Annotated in this window: 14 protein-coding genes; all 14 read left to right on the forward strand. The window is 59.4% G+C overall.

Annotated elements, in window-relative coordinates; genetic code table 11:
* The first annotated feature begins 10 nt into the window (after nucleotides 1-10).
* A complete protein-coding gene (gene rseP / locus UB23_RS15195; RefSeq protein WP_045060133.1) occupies nucleotides 11-1,363 on the forward strand; it encodes a sigma E protease regulator RseP in 1,353 nt (450 codons plus the stop codon).
* Nucleotides 1,364-1,437: 74 nt separating this feature from the next.
* Nucleotides 1,438-3,813: an outer membrane protein assembly factor BamA gene (gene bamA / locus UB23_RS15200; RefSeq protein WP_045060134.1), complete on the forward strand. Its 2,376-nt coding sequence runs from the start codon at nucleotides 1,438-1,440 to the stop codon at nucleotides 3,811-3,813.
* Nucleotides 3,814-3,858: 45 nt separating this feature from the next.
* The gene (locus UB23_RS15205) at nucleotides 3,859-4,362 is read left to right on the forward strand and encodes an OmpH family outer membrane protein (protein WP_010462812.1); all 504 of its coding nucleotides are present in this window, start codon (nucleotides 3,859-3,861) and stop codon (nucleotides 4,360-4,362) included.
* Between the two features lie 3 nt (nucleotides 4,363-4,365).
* A complete protein-coding gene (lpxD, locus tag UB23_RS15210) occupies nucleotides 4,366-5,421 on the forward strand; it encodes a UDP-3-O-(3-hydroxymyristoyl)glucosamine N-acyltransferase (protein WP_045060135.1) in 1,056 nt (351 codons plus the stop codon).
* Nucleotides 5,422-5,530: 109 nt separating this feature from the next.
* Nucleotides 5,531-5,971 carry a 3-hydroxyacyl-ACP dehydratase FabZ gene (fabZ, locus tag UB23_RS15215; protein WP_007907157.1) on the forward strand — a complete coding sequence of 147 codons (441 nt, stop codon included), beginning with the start codon at nucleotides 5,531-5,533 and terminating at the stop codon, nucleotides 5,969-5,971.
* Nucleotides 5,968-6,744, forward strand: a complete 777-nt coding sequence (gene lpxA, locus UB23_RS15220) for an acyl-ACP--UDP-N-acetylglucosamine O-acyltransferase (protein WP_045060136.1) — start codon at nucleotides 5,968-5,970, stop codon at nucleotides 6,742-6,744. Before fabZ ends, lpxA begins: the two co-directional genes overlap by 4 nt.
* A 2-nt stretch (nucleotides 6,745-6,746) precedes the next feature.
* On the forward strand, nucleotides 6,747-7,877 hold the full coding sequence (gene lpxB / locus UB23_RS15225; RefSeq protein ID WP_045060137.1) for a lipid-A-disaccharide synthase: 1,131 nt from the start codon (nucleotides 6,747-6,749) through the stop codon (nucleotides 7,875-7,877).
* An 11-nt stretch (nucleotides 7,878-7,888) separates the two neighbouring features.
* Nucleotides 7,889-8,515 carry a ribonuclease HII gene (rnhB, locus tag UB23_RS15230; RefSeq protein ID WP_045060138.1) on the forward strand — a complete coding sequence of 209 codons (627 nt, stop codon included), beginning with the start codon at nucleotides 7,889-7,891 and terminating at the stop codon, nucleotides 8,513-8,515.
* Between the two features lie 76 nt (nucleotides 8,516-8,591).
* On the forward strand, nucleotides 8,592-12,113 hold the full coding sequence (dnaE, locus tag UB23_RS15235; protein WP_045060139.1) for a DNA polymerase III subunit alpha: 3,522 nt from the start codon (nucleotides 8,592-8,594) through the stop codon (nucleotides 12,111-12,113).
* Between the two features lie 150 nt (nucleotides 12,114-12,263).
* Nucleotides 12,264-13,211, forward strand: coding sequence for an acetyl-CoA carboxylase carboxyltransferase subunit alpha (locus UB23_RS15240; RefSeq protein ID WP_045060140.1), 948 nt, complete (start codon nucleotides 12,264-12,266; stop codon nucleotides 13,209-13,211).
* Between the two features lie 100 nt (nucleotides 13,212-13,311).
* The gene (tilS, locus tag UB23_RS15245; protein WP_045060141.1) at nucleotides 13,312-14,640 is read left to right on the forward strand and encodes a tRNA lysidine(34) synthetase TilS; all 1,329 of its coding nucleotides are present in this window, start codon (nucleotides 13,312-13,314) and stop codon (nucleotides 14,638-14,640) included.
* Nucleotides 14,641-14,914: 274 nt separating this feature from the next.
* Nucleotides 14,915-16,546 (forward strand): CTP synthase, encoded by a 1,632-nt coding sequence (locus tag UB23_RS15250; RefSeq protein ID WP_028622541.1) that lies wholly within the window; start codon nucleotides 14,915-14,917, stop codon nucleotides 16,544-16,546.
* A 5-nt stretch (nucleotides 16,547-16,551) separates the two neighbouring features.
* Nucleotides 16,552-17,397 carry a 3-deoxy-8-phosphooctulonate synthase gene (gene kdsA / locus UB23_RS15255; RefSeq protein ID WP_016985082.1) on the forward strand — a complete coding sequence of 282 codons (846 nt, stop codon included), beginning with the start codon at nucleotides 16,552-16,554 and terminating at the stop codon, nucleotides 17,395-17,397.
* A 156-nt stretch (nucleotides 17,398-17,553) separates the two neighbouring features.
* Nucleotides 17,554-18,843 carry a phosphopyruvate hydratase gene (gene eno / locus UB23_RS15260; RefSeq protein WP_045060142.1) on the forward strand — a complete coding sequence of 430 codons (1,290 nt, stop codon included), beginning with the start codon at nucleotides 17,554-17,556 and terminating at the stop codon, nucleotides 18,841-18,843.
* The last annotated feature ends 129 nt before the right edge of the window (nucleotides 18,844-18,972 follow it).

The following is an 18,972-nucleotide window of genomic DNA, read 5'->3' on the forward strand; positions in this document are numbered from 1 at the left end:
GAGAGAATAGATGAGCGCGCTTTACATGATTGTCGGCACCCTGATTGCGTTGGGCGTGCTGGTCACCTTCCACGAGTTCGGCCATTTCTGGGTCGCGCGTCGCTGTGGGGTTAAAGTGCTGCGTTTCTCCGTAGGCTTCGGCATGCCGTTGCTGCGTTGGCACGACAGGCAGGGTACCGAGTTCGTGGTCGCCGCCATTCCGTTGGGCGGCTACGTGAAGATGCTGGACGAGCGCGAAGGCGAAGTGCCGGTCGATCAGCTGGATCAGTCTTTCAATCGCAAGTCCGTACGCCAGCGTATCGCCATCGTGTCCGCGGGCCCGATCGCCAACTTCCTGCTGGCGATGTTTTTCTTCTGGGTGCTCGCCATGCTGGGCAGCGACCAGGTGCGCCCGGTCATCGGTGGTGTCGAGCCCGCCAGCATCGCGGCCAAGGCCGGGCTGACGGCGGGCCAGGAAATTGTTGCAATAGATGGCGAGCCGACTTCCGGCTGGGCCGCGGTTAACCTGCAGCTGGTTCGCAGGTTGGGCGAAAGCGGCGCGTTGCAGCTGGTTGTACGGGATCCGGGTTCCACCAGCGATACCCCGCGCGAGCTGGTGCTGGATAAGTGGCTCAAAGGCGCAGATGAGCCCGATCCGATTCGTTCGCTGGGCATTCGACCGTGGCGCCCGGCTCTGCCGCCGGTGTTGGCCGAACTCGACCCGAAAGGCCCGGCACAGGCTGCCGGCCTGAAGACGGGCGACCGTTTGCTGGCCCTCGATGGCAAGGCCCTCGACGACTGGCAACAAGTGGTGGATACGGTTCGCCTGCGCCCTGACAGCAAGATCGTGTTGCGGGTCGAGCGTGATGGGGCTCCAATCGACGTTCCAGTGACCCTGGCAGCTCGCGGCGAGAGCAAGGCGCCCAGCGGATACCTGGGGGCCGGGGTAAAAGCAGTCGATTGGCCACCAGAGATGATTCGCGAGATCAGTTACGGTCCGGTCGCGGCAATCGGGGAAGGGGCTCGACGTACCTGGACCATGAGCATTCTGACCCTCGATTCGCTCAAGAAAATGTTGTTCGGCGAGCTCTCGGTAAAAAACTTGAGTGGACCGATAACCATTGCTAAAGTGGCGGGCGCTTCTGCCCAGTCGGGTGTCGCTGATTTCCTGAATTTCCTTGCTTATCTGAGTATTAGCCTGGGCGTTCTGAATTTGTTGCCCATTCCAGTACTGGATGGGGGGCATTTGTTGTTTTATCTGATCGAGTGGGTGCGTGGTCGCCCCTTGTCGGATCGGGTGCAGGGTTGGGGGATACAGATCGGTATCAGTTTGGTGGTCGGGGTGATGTTACTTGCCCTGGTCAATGATTTGGGCCGTCTGTAACACTTCGCTGAATTGCGAATCTGCCGCATTTTGCGGCAGTTTGTTTATTGCCAGTTGGAATAAGAAAGGACTTCATGAAACGTCTGCTGCTAACTGCGGTTCTCACCGTATTGATGATCGCCGAAGTTCACGCCGAGTCCTTCACTATCTCTGATATTCGCGTCAATGGCCTCCAGCGGGTCTCCGCGGGTAGTGTCTTTGGTGCCTTGCCGTTGAACGTCGGCGAGCAGGCTGACGATCGTCGCCTGGTGGAATCCACTCGTGCGTTGTTCAAAACCGGTTTCTTTCAAGATATCCAGCTGGGCCGCGATGGCAACGTCCTGGTCATCACGGTAGTCGAGCGTCCGTCGGTCGCCAGTATCGAAATCGAAGGTAACAAGGCGATTTCCACTGAAGACCTGATGAAGGGCCTTAAACAGTCCGGTCTGGCCGAAGGTGAAATCTTCCAGCGCGCCACCCTTGAGGGTGTTCGTAACGAACTGCAGCGCCAGTACGTCGCTCAGGGTCGCTACTCCGCAACCGTCGACACCGAAGTGGTGTCGCAGCCGCGCAACCGCGTCGCGCTGAAGGTCAATATCAACGAGGGCACGGTTGCTGCTATCCAGCACATCAACGTGGTGGGTAACACCGTCTTCCCTGACGAAGACCTGATCGACCTGTTCGAACTCAAGACCACCAACTGGTTGTCGTTCTTCAAGAACGATGACAAGTACGCCCGTGAAAAGCTGTCCGGTGACCTGGAGCGTCTGCGTTCCTACTACCTGGACCGTGGCTACATCAACATGGACATCGCTTCGACCCAGGTGTCGATCACCCCGGACAAGAAGCACGTCTACATCACCGTCAACGTCAACGAAGGCGAGAAATACACCGTTCGTGACGTCAAGCTGAGCGGCGATCTGAAAGTCCCTGAAGACCAGGTCAAATCCCTGCTGCTGGTGCAGAAAGGCCAGGTGTTCTCGCGCAAGCTGATGACCACTACGTCGGAACTGATCACTCGCCGCCTGGGTAACGAAGGCTACACATTCGCCAACGTCAACGGTGTGCCTCAGCCGCACGATGACGACCACACGGTCGACATCACCTTCGCCGTGGACCCGGGCAAGCGCGCCTACGTCAACCGCATCAACTTCCGTGGCAACACCAAGTCCGAAGACGAAGTGCTGCGTCGTGAAATGCGCCAGATGGAAGGTGGCTGGGCTTCGACCTACCTGATCGACCAGTCCAAGACCCGTCTTGAACGCCTGGGCTTCTTCAAGGAAGTCAACGTTGAAACGCCAGCAGTACCGGGCGTCGACGATCAGGTGGACGTGAACTACAGCGTGGAAGAGCAGGCCTCCGGTTCCATCACCGCCAGTGTCGGTTTCGCCCAGAGTGCCGGTTTGATCCTCGGCGGCTCGATCACCCAGAACAACTTCCTGGGTACCGGTAACAAGGTCAGCATCGGCCTGACCCGCAGTGAATACCAGAGCCGCTATAACTTCGGTTATGTCGACCCGTACTGGACTGCTGATGGCGTGAGCCTGGGTTACAACGCTTTCTACCGCACGACCGACTATGACAATCTCGAAACTGATATCGCCAGCTATGCGGTAGACAGCCTGGGTGCCGGCGTGAGCGTGGGTTACCCGATCAGCGAGACGTCGCGCCTGACCTTCGGCCTGACCGCACAGCAGGACACGATCAAGACCGGTGTCTACACCGTTGATGAAATTTTCGACTTCGTGGACAAGGAGGGTGACAAGTACCTGAACTTCAAGGCGTCGGCCGGCTGGTCCGAGTCGACCCTGAACAAGGGCGTGCTGGCTACCCGTGGTCGTTCCCAGAGCCTGACCCTGGAAACCACTACGCCGGGCAGCGACCTGTCGTTCTTCAAGCTCGACTACCGTGGCCAGTTGTTCCAGCCGCTGAGCGAGAACTACACCATGCGCCTGCACACTGAATTGGGTTATGGCGACGGTTACGGTTCGACCGATGGCTTGCCATTCTATGAAAACTACTATGCTGGTGGTTTCAACTCGGTTCGTGGCTTCAAGGACAGCACCCTGGGTCCTCGCAGTACGCCAAGTCGTGGCACCAACCCGGGTACCGCAGAAGATCCGGACCAGGATCCACTGCCGTTCGGTGGTAACGTCCTGATCCAGGGCGGCGTGGAACTGCTGTTCCCACTGCCGTTCGTCAAGGATCAACGCTCCCTGCGGACTTCGGTCTTCTGGGACGTGGGTAACGTGTTCGACTCGCAGTGCAAGGACACTACCAATGCTGACGGCTCGGAGTCCCGCACCAAGTGCAACGACATCAGCCTGAGCAACATGGCCAGTTCCGTCGGTGTCGGTGTGACCTGGGTCACCGCACTGGGTCCGTTGAGCTTCGCTTTGGCCATGCCAGTGAAGAAACCGGATGATGCTGAGACTCAAGTGTTCCAATTCTCCCTCGGCCAGACGTTCTAAGCGTCTGACCCAAGATAACGACAATGGATTTTGTAGGAGTGCATCGTGCGTAAGTTGACTCAATTGGTTCTCCTGGCAACCGTACTGGTCGCAGGTCCGGCTTTTGCCGACATGAAAATCGCGGTCCTGAACTATCAGATGGCCTTGCTCGAATCTGACGCGGCCAAGAAGTACGCCGTGGATGCCGAGAAGAAGTTCGGTCCTCAGCTGTCCAAGCTCAAGACCCTGGAAAGCAGTGCCAAGGGCATTCAGGACCGCCTGATGGCCGGTGGCGACAAGATGCAGCAAGGCGAGCGTGAGCGCCTGGAGCTTGAGTTCAAGCAAAAGGCCCGTGATTTCCAGTTCCAGTCCAAGGAGCTGAACGAAGCCAAAGCCGTTGCTGACCGTGAAATGCTGAAGCAGCTCAAGCCAAAACTGGACAGCGCTGTGGAAGAAGTCATCAAGAAAGGTGCTTTTGACCTGGTCTTCGAGCGTGGCGCAGTGATCGATGTCAAACCTCAGTACGACATCACTCGCCAGGTTATCGAGCGCATGAATCAGCTGAAGTAATCCATGACAGCGACTATGAAGCTCGGCCAATTGGCCGAGTTCCTCGGCGCCACCCTGCGTGGCGACCCGGAGAAAGAAATTACTGGGCTAGCCACTTTGCAAGAGGCTGGCCCAGCTCAGTTGAGCTTTCTGGCAAACCCTCAGTATCGCAAGTACCTGGCTGATTGCCGGGCTGCAGCGTTGTTGCTCAAAGCCGCAGATGCGGACGGGTTTGCCGGTAACGTACTGGTGGTGCCGGATCCGTACCTGACCTACGCGCGGATTTCCCATCTGTTCGATCCCAAGCCGAAGGCGCCTGCCGGCATTCATCCGACCGCCGTCATCGCTGCCGATGCTGTGGTTGACCCGGCAGCGAGCATCGGTGCATTCGCGGTGATCGAAAGTGCGGCGCGTATTGCCGCCGGCGTGACGGTTGGCGCACATTGCTTCATCGGGGCGCGCAGCGAAATCGGCGAAGGTGGCTGGTTGGCACCGCGAGTGACGCTGTACCACGACGTTCGCATTGGCAAACGGGTCGTGATTCAGTCGGGCGCAGTGCTGGGCGGCGAAGGTTTTGGTTTCGCCAACGAGAAAGGCGTTTGGCAGAAGATCGCCCAGATCGGCGGTGTGCTGGTCGGTGATGACGTCGAGATCGGGGTCAATACCGCGATCGACCGTGGTGCGCTCGCCGATACGGTACTTGGCAATGGCGTGAAGCTCGACAACCAGATTCAGATCGCCCACAACGTACAAATTGGCGATCACACCGCCATGGCGGCGTGCGTGGGGATCTCCGGCAGCACCAAGATCGGCAAGCATTGCATGCTCGCCGGTGGCGTGGGGCTGGTGGGGCATATCGAAATTTGCGACAACGTTTTCATCACCGGGATGACCATGGTGACCCATTCGATTACCGAAAAGGGTGCCTATTCTTCCGGTACGGCGATGCAGCCGGCAGCCGAGTGGCGCAAAAGCGCGGCACGCATCCGTCAGCTCGATGACATCGCGCGGCGTTTGCGTCAGCTGGAAAAGCGTGCAGGGGAAGTGACCCCTGACGGTAATGCTTCATCAGATGGCTGATACCATTTCCATATCAAGTGTGCACAGCCGCTAGACTGCCTCCTTGATTTGCTAGAGGGGTGCGCTTTTAGTCGCGCGCTCCCAATCTTTACATAGGCTTCCCCCCGAAATGATGGACATCAACGAGATTCGCGAATACCTGCCTCACCGTTACCCGTTCCTGCTGGTGGACCGGGTCGTGGATCTGGATGTGGAAGGCAAGCGCATTCGCGCCTACAAGAATGTCAGCATCAACGAACCGTTCTTCAACGGTCACTTCCCGGCGCACCCAATCATGCCGGGCGTACTGATCATTGAAGCAATGGCTCAGGCTGCCGGGATCCTTGGTTTCAAAATGCTCGACGTGAAACCAGCCGACGGCACCCTCTACTACTTCGTCGGTTCGGACAAACTGCGCTTCCGCCAGCCAGTGCTGCCGGGCGATCAGTTGATCCTTGAAGCCAAGTTCCTGAGCTGCAAGCGTCAGATCTGGAAGTTCGAGTGCCAGGCTTCGGTGGACGGCAAGCCAGTGTGCTCCGCTGAAATCATCTGCGCGGAACGCAAACTATGAGTTTGATTGACCCTCGCGCAATCATCGATCCGACGGCCGTACTGGCCGACGACGTCGAGGTCGGCCCTTGGTCGATCGTCGGCGCTGGTGTGGAAATCGGCGAGGGGACAGTGATCGGGCCGCATGTGATTCTCAAGGGCCCGACCCGCATTGGTAAACACAATCGCATCTACCAGTTTTCCTCAGTAGGCGAAGACACGCCGGACCTGAAATACAAGGGCGAAGAAACTCGCCTGGTGATCGGCGACCACAACGTCATTCGCGAAGGCGTGACGATTCACCGTGGGACTGTTCAGGACCGTTCGGAAACGACCCTGGGTGATCACAACCTGATCATGGCCTATGCCCATATCGGCCACGACAGTGTCATCGGCAACCACTGCATCCTGGTCAACAACACCGCGCTGGCGGGGCATGTGCATGTGGAGGACTGGGCGATCCTGTCCGGCTTCACCCTGGTGCATCAGTATTGCCATATCGGCGCCCACAGCTTTTCCGGCATGGGCACCGCCATTGGCAAGGACGTCCCGGCGTACGTCACGGTGTTCGGCAACCCGGCCGAAGCCCGCAGCATGAACTTCGAAGGCATGCGCCGCCGCGGTTTCAGTGAAGAAGCCATTCATGCCCTGCGTCGCGCCTACAAGGTCGTGTACCGCCAGGGCCTGACGGTCGAGCAGGCACTGACCGAACTGGGCGAGGCCTCGGCGCAGTTCCCGGAAGTCGCAGTGTTCCGTGACTCGATCCAGTCTTCGACCCGCGGCATAACCCGTTAATCATGGCTAACTTGCGTATCGCGCTGGTAGCGGGTGAGGCTTCCGGTGACATTCTGGGCGCGGGTCTCATGCGCGCGCTCAAGGTTCAGCACCCGGCGGTAGAGTTCATTGGCGTCGGCGGGCCGTTGATGGAGGCCGAGGGTCTCGTTTCCTACTTCCCCATGGAACGCCTGTCGGTCATGGGCCTGGTGGAAGTGCTGGGCCGTCTGCGTGAGCTGCTGGCCCGGCGCAAGAAGCTGGTCGGCGATCTCATCGCCGAGAAACCGGATGTGTTCATCGGCATCGATGCCCCGGATTTCAACCTCAATATCGAACTCAAGCTGCGTCAGGCCGGGATCAAGACCGTGCACTACGTCAGCCCTTCGGTCTGGGCCTGGCGTCAGAAGCGCGTGCTAAAGATTCGCGAAGGCTGTGACCTGATGCTCACGCTGTTCCCGTTCGAAGCCAAATTCTATGAAGAGAAGGGCGTGCCGGTGCGTTTTGTCGGGCACTCCCTGGCCGATGCGATTCCGCTTGAGGCCGATCGCGCCGCCGCGCGGGCCGAGCTCGGCTTGCCGGACGGCCCTCTGGTTGCGCTGATGCCGGGCAGTCGTGGCGGTGAAGTCGGGCGTCTTGGCGAGCTGTTCCTCGATACTGCCCAGCGCCTGCGCGCCATGCGTCCGGGTGTGCGATTTGTCATGCCGTGCGCCAGCCCGCAGCGTCGGGCCCAGCTGGAAGCGATGCTGGCCGGGCGGGATTTGCCCCTGACGCTGCTCGATGGTCAATCCCATCTTGCACTGGCCGCCTGCAACGCGGTGTTGATCGCGTCCGGAACGGCTACGCTTGAAGCGTTGTTGTACAAACGGCCCATGGTGGTGGCCTATCGCCTGGCACCGCTGACGTTCTGGATTCTCAAGCGCATGGTCAAAAGCCCCTATGTGTCTTTGCCTAACCTGCTGGCCCAGCGCCTGCTGGTGCCGGAATTGCTCCAGGATGATGCGACGGTCGAAGCCCTGGCCCAGACCTTGTCCCCCCTGATCGAAGGCGGGGAAGAGCAAACCCGCGGCTTCGACGAAATTCACCGGACCTTGCGTCTGGACGCCTCCAACCAGGCGGCAGATGCCGTGCTGAAACTGATTGGCCAAGTACAATGAGCAAGACAAGCATGCAGATGGGACTGGATTTCACCTTGGTCGCAGAAGTCGAAGAACTGGTTGCCGGCGTCGATGAAGTCGGTCGCGGTCCGCTCTGCGGGGCCGTGGTGACGGCTGCGGTAATCCTCGATCCGAACCGTCCGATCCTCGGCCTTAACGACTCGAAGAAGCTCACCGAGGCCCGTCGCGAAAAACTCTACGATGAAATCTGCGAAAAGGCTCTGAGCTGGTGCATTGCCCGGGCCGAAGTCGAGGAAATCGACGAGCTGAACATTCTTCACGCCACCATGCTGGCAATGCAGCGCGCCATCGAGGGCCTGCACATCCAGCCCAAGCTGGCGATGATCGATGGCAATCGCTGCCCGAAATTGTCCATGCGCGCCGAAGCGGTGGTGCAGGGCGACGGCAAGGTGCCTGCGATTGCAGCGGCATCGATCCTGGCCAAGGTCAGCCGCGACCGTGAAATGGCTGCTTTCGAATTGATTTACCCGGGTTACGGCATTGGCGGCCACAAAGGCTACCCGACCCCCGTTCATCTGGAAGCCCTGGCCCGCCTGGGACCAACGCCGATTCACCGGCGTTCGTTCGCCCCGGTACGCCTGGCGTATGAGGCTCGTGAGAGCCTGATCGAGAGTTAGTCGCAAGGCTGATGTTTTCGCCAAGGCCCGGTACAATCCGGGCCTTGTTGTTTTCGAGCTCACAGACAGGATCACCATGCCGGCTTCATTCGTTCATCTACGCCTGCACACTGAATACTCCCTGGTCGACGGTCTGGTGCGGATCAAACCGCTGGTCAAGACCCTGGTCGGCATGAACATGCCTGCCGTGGCGGTCACCGACCAGAACAACATGTGCTCTCTGGTCAAATTCTATAAAGCAGCCATGGGCGCAGGCATCAAGCCGATCTGCGGCGCCGACCTGTGGCTGTCCAACAAGGACCCGGACAATGCCTTGAGCAGGATCAGCCTGCTGGCGATGAACGCCGTGGGTTATCGCAACCTGACTGAACTGATCTCCCGGGGCTTCATCGACGGCCAGCGCAATGGTTCGATCATCATCGAGCGCGAGTGGGTGGCCGAGGCCAGCGAAGGCCTGATCATGTTGTCGGCGGCCAAGGAAGGCGAAATCGGCCTGGCCATGCTCAGTGGCAATCCGGCGGAAGCGGAAACCCTGGCACGGGAATGGATGGCGGTGTTCCCGGACCGCTTCTATCTGGAAATCCAGCGCACCAACCGTCCCAACGACGAAGAGCAACTGCACGGTGCCGTCGCCCTGGCCGAGAAAATCGGTGCACCGCTGGTGGCGACCAACGATGTGCGGTTCATCAAGCAGGAAGATTTTGCCGCCCACGAAACCCGGGTCTGTATCGGTGAGGGCCGGGCCCTCGACGATCCCCGGCGCTCGAAAAACTACAGCGACCAGCAGTACCTCAAAAGTGCCGAGGAAATGGCCGAGCTGTTCAGCGACATCCCCGAAGCGCTGGAAAACACCGTCGAGATCGCCCGGCGTTGCAACATCGAAGTGAAGCTGGGCAAGCACTTCCTGCCCAACTTCCCGATTCCCGATGGCATGACCATCGACGAATATTTCCGCAAGGTGTCCTTTGACGGCCTGGAAGACCGCCTCACCGTCCTGCTGCCCAGGGATACCACCGAGGACTACGAAGCCAAGCGCCAGGTGTATGTCGACCGGTTGAATTTCGAACTGGATATCATCATCCAGATGGGTTTCCCCGGTTACTTCCTGATCGTGATGGACTTCATCCAGTGGGCCAAGAGCAACGGTGTGCCGGTAGGCCCTGGCCGGGGCTCGGGTGCCGGCTCGCTGGTGGCCTATGTGCAGAAGATCACCGACCTTGATCCTCTGGAATACGACCTGCTGTTCGAACGTTTCCTCAACCCGGAACGGGTATCCATGCCCGACTTCGACGTCGACTTCTGCATGGACGGTCGTGACCGGGTCATCGAGTACGTGGCCGAGAAGTACGGACGTAACGCGGTAAGCCAGATCATCACCTTCGGCTCCATGGCCGCCAAGGCTGTGGTCCGGGACGTGGCGCGGGTGCAGGGCAAGTCCTACGGCCTGGCGGATCGTCTGTCGAAGATGATCCCGTTCGAAGTCGGCATGACCCTGGAAAAAGCCTACGAACAGGAAGAAATCCTGCGCGACTTCATCAAGGTCGATGAAGAAGCCGCAGAAATCTGGGAGATGGCGCGCAAGCTTGAAGGCGTGGTGCGTAACGTCGGCAAGCACGCCGGTGGTGTGGTTATCGCCCCGACCAAGCTCACTGACTTCTCGCCCATTTATTGCGACGAAGCCGGCGATGGCCTGGTAACCCAGTTCGACAAGGACGACGTCGAGGCCGCTGGCCTGGTGAAGTTCGACTTCCTGGGGCTACGGACCCTGACGGTCATCGACTGGGCGCTGAAAACCATCAACCGCGACCGTGCCAAGGTCGATGAAGCGCCCCTGGACATCGCCTTCATTCCGCTGGATGACAAACCGACCTACCAGTTGCTGCAAAAAGCCGAAACCACAGCGGTGTTCCAGCTTGAGTCGCGCGGCATGAAGGAGCTGATCAAGAAGCTCAAGCCCGACTGCCTCGAAGACTTGATCGCACTGGTGGCCCTGTTCCGTCCGGGGCCGTTGCAGTCAGGCATGGTTGACGACTTTATCAACCGCAAGCACGGTCGCGCGGAACTGGCGTACCCGCACTCGGACTACCAGTACGAGGGCCTCAAGCCGGTACTGGCACCGACTTACGGCATCATCCTGTATCAGGAACAGGTGATGCAGATTGCCCAGGTCATGGCTGGTTACACTTTGGGCGGGGCGGACATGCTCCGGCGCGCCATGGGCAAGAAAAAACCCGAGGAAATGGCCAAGCAGCGCGGCGGTTTCATCGAAGGTTGCGCGACCAACAATATCGATGCCGACCTGGCGGGTAACATCTTCGACCTGGTGGAGAAGTTCGCCGGTTACGGCTTCAACAAGTCTCACTCCGCAGCCTATGGCCTTGTGTCGTACCAGACCGCATGGCTGAAGACACATTACCCGGCGCCGTTCATGGCTGCGGTACTGTCGGCGGACATGCACAACACCGACAAGGTCGTGACCTTGATCGAAGAAATTCGCACCATGAAGCTGCGTCTCGACGCGCCGGATGTGAATACTTCGGAGTTCAAGTTCACGGTGAACGAAGAAGGCCGGATTATTTACGGCCTTGGTGCGATCAAGGGCGTGGGTGAGGGGCCGGTGGAAGCCATCACCGAGGCACGCCAGGATGGGCCGTTCAAGGACCTGTTCGATTTCTGCGCCCGGGTCGATCTCAAGCGCATCAACAAACGTACCCTGGACGGTTTGATCCGCAGCGGTGCGCTGGATCGCCTGGGACCGTATTTCCACGACGAGCCCAAAGCCTATCAAGCGAGCATCGACCAGAATCGTGCCGTGTTGCTCAATGCTATGGAAGGGGCTATCAAGGCGGCGGAACAGACCGCGCGCACCCACGACAGTGGCCACGCCGACCTGTTTGGTGGCCTGTTCGTCGAAGAGGATGCGGATGTTTACGCCAACCATCGCAAGGCCAAGGAACTGACCCTCAAGGAACGCCTCAAGGGCGAGAAAGATACCTTGGGCCTGTACCTCACCGGCCACCCGATCGACGAATACGAAGGCGAGATCCGCCGTTTTGCCCGCCAGCGCATCATTGACCTGAAGCCGGCACGCGATACCCAGACCGTGGCCGGCATGATCATCGCGCTGCGGGTGATGAAGAACAAAAAGGGCGACAAGATGGGGTTCATTACCCTGGACGACCGCTCCGGCCGCATTGAAGCCTCATTGTTTGCCGAGGCGTTCCATTCCGCGCAATCGTTGTTGCAGACCGACGCGATGGTGGTGGTCGAAGGCGAGGTCAGCAACGATGATTTTTCCGGCGGCCTGCGCCTGCGGGTCAAGCGGGTGATGAGCATGGAAGATGCGCGCACCAACCTGGCCGAAAGCCTGCGCCTGAAGTTGCAGACCAAGGACTTGAAGGGCGATCAGCTACGCTGGCTGGGTGAATTGTTCAAGCGCCATCGCGGCGCGTGTCCTATTACCATGGAATACACGAGCCCCGATGCCAAGGCCTTGCTGCAGTTTGGCGAGACCTGGCGAATCGACCCGGCGGATGCGTTGATTCAAGCCTTGCGTGACCAGTTCGGGCGAGACAACGTCTTCCTCCAATACCGTTGACGGCCAGGTGCCGCTCTTGCAGAAGAGAGCAGCCCTGATCTCGACCCAATTTTTAATCTCGACCTGAACGCGCCTGTCCCTTATGGTAGGGCGCGAATAGACAACCGGCCGGCCCAAGCTCACTTGGACGTCGACCCAAGACGGACGCCTATGAACCCGAATTTTCTAGATTTCGAACAGCCGATCGCCGACCTTCAAGCCAAGATCGAAGAGTTGCGCTTGGTCGGTAATGACAATTCGCTGAATATCGGCGATGAGATCTCCCGCCTTCAGGACAAGAGCAGCACCTTGACCGAGGACATCTTCGGCAAGCTGACCAGCTGGCAGATTGCACGTCTGGCGCGTCACCCGAAACGTCCATACACCCTCGATTACATCGAGCACATCTTCACCGAGTTCGATGAACTGCACGGCGACCGTCACTTTTCCGACGACGCTGCCATCGTGGGCGGCATTGCCCGTCTGGACGACCAGCCGGTGATGATCATCGGTCACCAGAAAGGCCGTGAAGTGCGCGAGAAGGTTCGCCGCAACTTCGGCATGCCGCGCCCTGAGGGCTACCGCAAGGCGTGCCGCCTGATGGAAATGGCTGAACGCTTCAAGATGCCAATCCTGACGTTCATCGATACGCCGGGCGCTTACCCGGGCATCGATGCTGAAGAGCGCAACCAGAGCGAAGCGATTGCCTGGAACCTGCGAGTCATGGCACGCCTGAAAACCCCAATCATCGCCACCGTGATCGGTGAAGGTGGTTCCGGTGGTGCACTGGCGATCGGTGTTTGCGATCAGTTGAACATGCTGCAGTATTCGACTTATGCAGTGATTTCGCCGGAAGGCTGCGCGTCGATCCTGTGGAAAACTGCCGAAAAGGCACCGGATGCTGCTGAAGCCATGGGCATCACCGCCGAGCGCCTCAAAGGCTTGGGTATCGTCGACAAGGTAATCGGCGAGCCTCTGGGCGGCGCTCACCGCGACCCGGCCACAGCGGCCGCGTCCATCCGTGCAGAGCTGAGCTCGCAACTGGCGATGTTGAAGAAGTTCGATAGCGAAGCGCTGCTGGCTCGTCGTTACGAGCGTCTGATGAGCTACGGTCTCTAAATCACGCAATACCCCTGTAGGAGCTGCCGAAGGCTGCGATCTTTTGAAAGCAACATCAAAAGATCGCAGCCTTCGGCAGCTCCTACAGGATTTGAACGATATGAGTCAGCCCATGACTGATCTGCCTGCAAGGTTGCTCCTGCACCTTACGCCCTGGCGCAATGCCGCTCGTTGGCACATCGCCTTCTCCGGCGGCCTCGACTCCACCGTCCTGCTGCACCTGCTCGCCCATCTTGCAAAAAATCACTCCCTGCCGGCGCTGAGCGCCATCCATGTCCATCACGGCCTCCAGGCTGCGGCTGACGCGTGGCCGCAGCATTGCCGGTCAGTCTGCAACGAGCTGGGTGTGCCCCTACAGGTCGTTCGGGTGCAGGTGGAACCCGGCGCCAGCCTTGAGCGCGCCGCCCGGGAAGCTCGCTATGGGGCGTTCGTGGCGGCGACTGGGGCCGACGAGTTACTGCTGACTGCCCAGCACCGCGACGATCAGGCCGAAACCCTGTTGTTTCGGTTGATCCGCGGGGCCGGGGTGCGCGGCCTGGCGGGAATGCCTTCACAGCGAACCCTGGGGCGCGGCCATCTGTTGCGTCCGTTGCTCGATGTCACTCGCAGCGAGCTTGAGTTCTACGCGGCGGAGCATCAGTTGCGCTGGATCGATGACCCTTCGAACCAGGACCGGCAGTTCTCGCGCAACTACCTGCGTCATCAGGTTTTGCCGGTCATGATCGAGCGCTGGCCGCAAGCAGTGACCACCATGGCCCGCAGCGCGGCACACCTGCGGGAAGCGCAGGACTTGCTTGATGAGCTGGCGCACATGGATCTGGCCAGCGCCCGCACGGTCAGTGTTTTCGACTGGTTGGGCGTGCCCTCGCTGGAGTTGGCAGCGCTTGCGGGACTTTCCGCCGCGCGCCAGCGCAATGCGCTGAGTGGCTGGCTTGCGGCACTCACCCAGCTGCCCGACAGCGACCATTGGTCGGGTTGGGAGAACCTGCGCGATGCCGCCCCCGATGCCCGGCCGATCTGGCGCCTGGCCCAGGGCGAATTACATCGCACGGGCGGGCGGATCTGGTGGTTGGCCGGCAGCTGGCTACGTCCGGCAACCGACGCCGTGGCCTGGAATGATCCCTCCCAGCCACTGGTGCTGCCGGATAACGGCGTGCTTAATTTCAACGGTCGGATTCCCGATGGTCCGTTGCAAATCCGCTATCGTCAGGGGGGTGAGGTCATGGCTGTGGCCGACCGAGGTCATCGCGATCTCAAGCGCCTGCTCAACGAAAGGCATGTCCCGGGGTTTGTGCGTGGCAGATTGCCGCTGCTCTACCGAGGCGAGCAATTGCTTGGGGTGGCCAACTTGCGGGACTTGAGTGGCTGCGCGCGGGACGGCTGGCATTTGCATTGGGCTCCACTAAGCGAAGATCAAGGTTTGAGCTGAAAGGGGCTTTCCGGTAGACTACGCTCCCTTCTTGATACAACTTCTGTGGATTCGCCTGAATCGCAGGAGTTGCCGATTACCAAGCAGTCTTTGCTGGGCGATTCCAAAAAATGTGTAGCGAGCAACCTACCGGTGTTTCATCTACCGGTCTGTCCCAACGCGGCGGTTTTTTTGAAAGGTGCACTGTGATTAATGCAGGTGATCGGGGGCTTCGGCCTTCCTTCGCTTTCCCCGGCGGCTCGGACCGCTTTAACGCAGACTTCTAGGGTTTTTCATGACGCGCTACATATTCGTCACGGGCGGTGTTGTTTCTTCATTGGGGAAAGGCATTGCATCGGCTTCATTGGCGGCGATCCTGGAGGCGCGGGGACTTAAGGTCACCATGCTGAAGCTGGACCCGTACATCAACGTCGACCCGGGCACCATGAGCCCGTTCCAGCACGGTGAAGTGTTCGTCACCCACGACGGCGCCGAGACCGACCTGGACCTGGGCCACTACGAGCGGTTCATCCGCACGACCATGACCCAGAACAACAACTTCACCACCGGCCGTGTCTACGAGCACGTGCTGCGCAAAGAGCGTCGTGGTGACTACCTGGGTGCAACCATCCAGGTGATCCCGCACATCACCGACGAAATCAAGCGCCGCATCATCAAGGGCGCCGGCGATGCCGACGTGGCCATGGTCGAGATCGGTGGCACCGTGGGTGACATCGAGTCGCAACCGTTCCTCGAAGCCATCCGTCAATTGCGTTTCGAAGTCGGCGCCAAGCGCGCGATGCTGATGCACCTGACGCTGGTGCCGTACATCGCCACTGCTGGCGAGACCAAGACCAAGCCAACCCAGCATTCGGTCAAGGAGCTGCGCTCCATCGGCCTGCAGCCAGACGTGCTGGTATGCCGCTCCGATCACCCGATCGACATCTCGTCGCGTCGCAAGATCGCCCAGTTCACCAACGTTGAAGAACGTGCGGTGATCGCGCTGGAAGACGCCGACACCATCTACAAGATTCCGGGCATCCTGCATTCGCAAGGCCTGGATGATTTTGTCGTCGAGCGTTTCGGCCTGCAATGTGGCGGTGCCGACCTGTCCGAGTGGGAAGCCGTGGTCGACGCCAAGCTCAACCCTGAGCATGAAGTCACCATCGCCATGGTCGGCAAGTACATGGAACTGCTGGACGCCTACAAGTCGCTGATCGAAGCGATGAGTCACGCCGGCATCAGCAACCGCACCAAGGTCAACCTGCGCTACATCGATTCCGAAGACATCGAGAACCAGGGGACTGCGCTGCTGGAAGGCGTCGATGCGATCCTCGTACCTGGCGGCTTCGGCCTGCGTGGCGTGGAAGGCAAGATTACTGCCGTTCAATTCGCTCGCGAAAACAAGGTTCCGTACCTGGGTATCTGCCTGGGCATGCAAGTGGCCGTGATCGAGTTCGCTCGTAACGTGCTGGGCTGGAAAGATGCCAACTCCACCGAGTTCGATCGTGCCAGCGGCCACCCGGTCGTGGGTCTGATCACCGAGTGGGAAGATGCCACCGGCGCCGTCGAAACCCGTACCGAAACCTCCGACCTGGGCGGCACCATGCGTCTTGGTGCGCAGGATTGCCTGCTTGAGCCGGGTTCCCTGGTGCATGATTGCTATGCCAAGGACGTGATCGTAGAGCGTCACCGTCATCGCTACGAAGTGAACAACAACCTGCTGCCGCAAATCATGGAAGCCGGTCTGAAAATCTCCGGTCGCTCCGGTGATGGCGCGTTGGTCGAAGTGGTCGAAGCTCCGGATCATCCATGGTTCGTCGCCTGCCAGTTCCACCCTGAGTTCACCTCGACGCCGCGCGACGGTCACCCGTTGTTCAGCGGTTTTGTCAAAGCTGCTTTGGCTCAACACCAGAAGAAGGCGTAAACCTGATGGCGCAGAAGATCATCCGCGTAGGCGATATCGAGATTGCCAACGACAAGCCAATGGTGCTGTTCGGTGGCATGAACGTGCTGGAAAGCCGCGACATGGCGATGCAGGTCTGCGAAGAATACGTAAAGGTCACCGAGAAACTCGGTATCCCTTACGTGTTCAAGGCCAGCTTCGACAAGGCCAACCGGTCTTCTGTGACCTCTTACCGTGGTCCGGGCCTGGAAGAGGGCATGCGCATCTTCCAGGACATCAAGCAAGCCTTTGGCGTGCCGATCATCACCGACGTCCATGAGCCTGATCAGGCTGCTGTCGTCGCTGAAGTCTGCGACATCATTCAGCTGCCGGCCTTCCTGTCGCGCCAGACCGATCTGGTCGTCGCGATGGCCAAGACCAATGCAGTGATCAACATCAAGAAAGCCCAGTTTCTCGCGCCTCAGGAAATGAAACACATCCTGAACAAGTGCGTGGAAGCAGGTAACGATCAACTGATCCTCTGCGAGCGTGGTTCGAGCTTCGGCTACAACAACCTCGTGGTCGACATGCTCGGCTTCGGCATCATGAAGCAGTTCGAATACCCGGTATTTTTCGACGTGACCCACGCGTTGCAAATGCCCGGTGGTCGTGCCGATTCCGCCGGCGGCCGCCGTGCACAGGTTCTGGATTTGGCCAAGGCGGGCATGAGCCAGTCGCTGGCGGGTCTGTTCCTCGAAGCTCACCCGGACCCGGACAACGCCAAGTGCGACGGCCCTTGCGCCTTGCGCCTGGACAAACTGGAGCCATTCCTGGCCCAGCTCAAAGCTTTGGACGAACTGGTGAAGAGTTTTCCGACGGTAGAAACCGCGTAATCCTCATTTCTCCGGTAAAGTACCGCACGATTTGTTGCTCAGGCCCTCGGGCCTGAGCCTTATCGTCCGCAAGTCTGCCCGCTGTACACCACTTGCCGACGGTAAAAGATTTCCTCTAGCTGCGTCGTTTTCGTCAACTTTGGAGTGTTTACAACAATGGCAAAAATCGTCGACATCAAAGGTCGTGAAGTTCTCGACTCCCGTGGCAATCCCACCGTGGAAGCGGATGTGCTTCTCGATAACGGCATCATCGGTAGCGCGTGCGCGCCGTCCGGTGCTTCCACTGGCTCGCGCGAAGCGCTCGAGCTGCGTGATGGCGACAAGAGCCGTTACCTGGGCAAAGGCGTTCTGAAAGCCGTCGCCAACATCAACGGTCCGATCCGCGACCTGTTGAAAGGTACAGACCCAAGCGACCAGAAAGCGCTGGATCACGCGATGATCAAGCTTGATGGCACTGAAAACAAAGGCTCCCTGGGCGCCAACGCGATCCTCGCTGTTTCCCTGGCAGCCGCCAAGGCCGCCGCACAGGACCAGGACCTGCCGCTGTACGCTCACATCGCCAACCTGAACGGTACCCCGGGTGTTTACTCCATGCCGGTTCCGATGATGAACATCATCAACGGCGGCGAGCACGCGGATAACAACGTCGACATCCAGGAATTCATGGTTCAGCCGGTCGGCGCCAAGTCTTTCTCGGAAGGCCTGCGCATGGGCACCGAGATCTTCCATCACCTCAAAGCTGTCCTGAAGGCCCGTGGCCTGAGCACTGCAGTGGGTGACGAAGGTGGTTTCGCACCGAACCTGGCTTCCAACGAAGACGCTTTGAAAGTGATCTCCGAGGCCGTGGCCAACGCCGGTTACACGTTGGGCACCGACGTGACCCTGGCTCTGGACTGCGCCGCCAGCGAGTTCTACGAAGATGGCAAGTACAACCTGTCCGGCGAAGGCCAGGTGTTCACCGCCGAAGGTTTTGCCGACTACCTCAAGGGCCTGACCGAGCGTTACCCGATCATCTCGATCGAAGACGGCCTGGACGAGTCCGACTGGGCTGGCTGGAAAATCCTCACCGACAAAATCGGCGAGAAGACCCAGCTGGTAGGTGACGACCTGTTCGTGACCAACACCAAGATCCTGAAAGAAGGCATCGATAAGAAGATTGCCAACTCTATCCTGATCAAGTTCAACCAGATCGGCACCCTGACCGAAACCCTGGAAGCCATCCAGATGGCCAAGGCCGCTGGTTACACTGCCGTGATCTCGCACCGCTCCGGCGAAACCGAAGATTCGACCATTGCCGACCTGGCCGTGGGCACTGCAGCGGGCCAGATCAAGACCGGCTCCCTGTGCCGTTCGGATCGGGTATCCAAGTACAACCAACTGCTGCGTATCGAAGAGCAGTTGAACGGCAAGGCCAAGTACAACGGTCGCAGCGAATTCCGCGGTTGATCATCTACTGATGTAAAGTCAGCGGATTGTGGTGAAAAAATCGCAACGGCGATGGATTTGCCACTAATCTGATGCCTTATCAGCACAAGCCTGGGTCTTCCAGGCTTCGTGCTATCAGATGCTTCAAGT

It is taken from the genome of Pseudomonas sp. ES3-33, from assembly GCF_000952175.1.
Lineage (GTDB): Bacteria > Pseudomonadota > Gammaproteobacteria > Pseudomonadales > Pseudomonadaceae > Aquipseudomonas > Aquipseudomonas gregormendelii.

Bases quoted from the DNA above. Each gene is read 5' to 3' on its own strand.
- rseP (WP_045060133.1), top strand. From the start codon at position 11: ATGAGCGCGCTTTACATGATTGTCGGCACCCTGATTGCGTTGGGCGTG.
- bamA (WP_045060134.1), top strand. From the start codon at position 1,438: ATGAAACGTCTGCTGCTAACTGCGGTTCTCACCGTATTGATGATCGCC.
- lpxD (WP_045060135.1), top strand. From the start codon at position 4,366: ATGACAGCGACTATGAAGCTCGGCCAATTGGCCGAGTTCCTCGGCGCC.
- fabZ (WP_007907157.1), top strand. From the start codon at position 5,531: ATGATGGACATCAACGAGATTCGCGAATACCTGCCTCACCGTTACCCG.
- lpxA (WP_045060136.1), top strand. From the start codon at position 5,968: ATGAGTTTGATTGACCCTCGCGCAATCATCGATCCGACGGCCGTACTG.
- lpxB (WP_045060137.1), top strand. From the start codon at position 6,747: ATGGCTAACTTGCGTATCGCGCTGGTAGCGGGTGAGGCTTCCGGTGAC.
- rnhB (WP_045060138.1), top strand. From the start codon at position 7,889: ATGCAGATGGGACTGGATTTCACCTTGGTCGCAGAAGTCGAAGAACTG.
- dnaE (WP_045060139.1), top strand. From the start codon at position 8,592: ATGCCGGCTTCATTCGTTCATCTACGCCTGCACACTGAATACTCCCTG.
- UB23_RS15240 (WP_045060140.1), top strand. From the start codon at position 12,264: ATGAACCCGAATTTTCTAGATTTCGAACAGCCGATCGCCGACCTTCAA.
- tilS (WP_045060141.1), top strand. From the start codon at position 13,312: ATGAGTCAGCCCATGACTGATCTGCCTGCAAGGTTGCTCCTGCACCTT.
- UB23_RS15250 (WP_028622541.1), top strand. From the start codon at position 14,915: ATGACGCGCTACATATTCGTCACGGGCGGTGTTGTTTCTTCATTGGGG.
- kdsA (WP_016985082.1), top strand. From the start codon at position 16,552: ATGGCGCAGAAGATCATCCGCGTAGGCGATATCGAGATTGCCAACGAC.
- eno (WP_045060142.1), top strand. From the start codon at position 17,554: ATGGCAAAAATCGTCGACATCAAAGGTCGTGAAGTTCTCGACTCCCGT.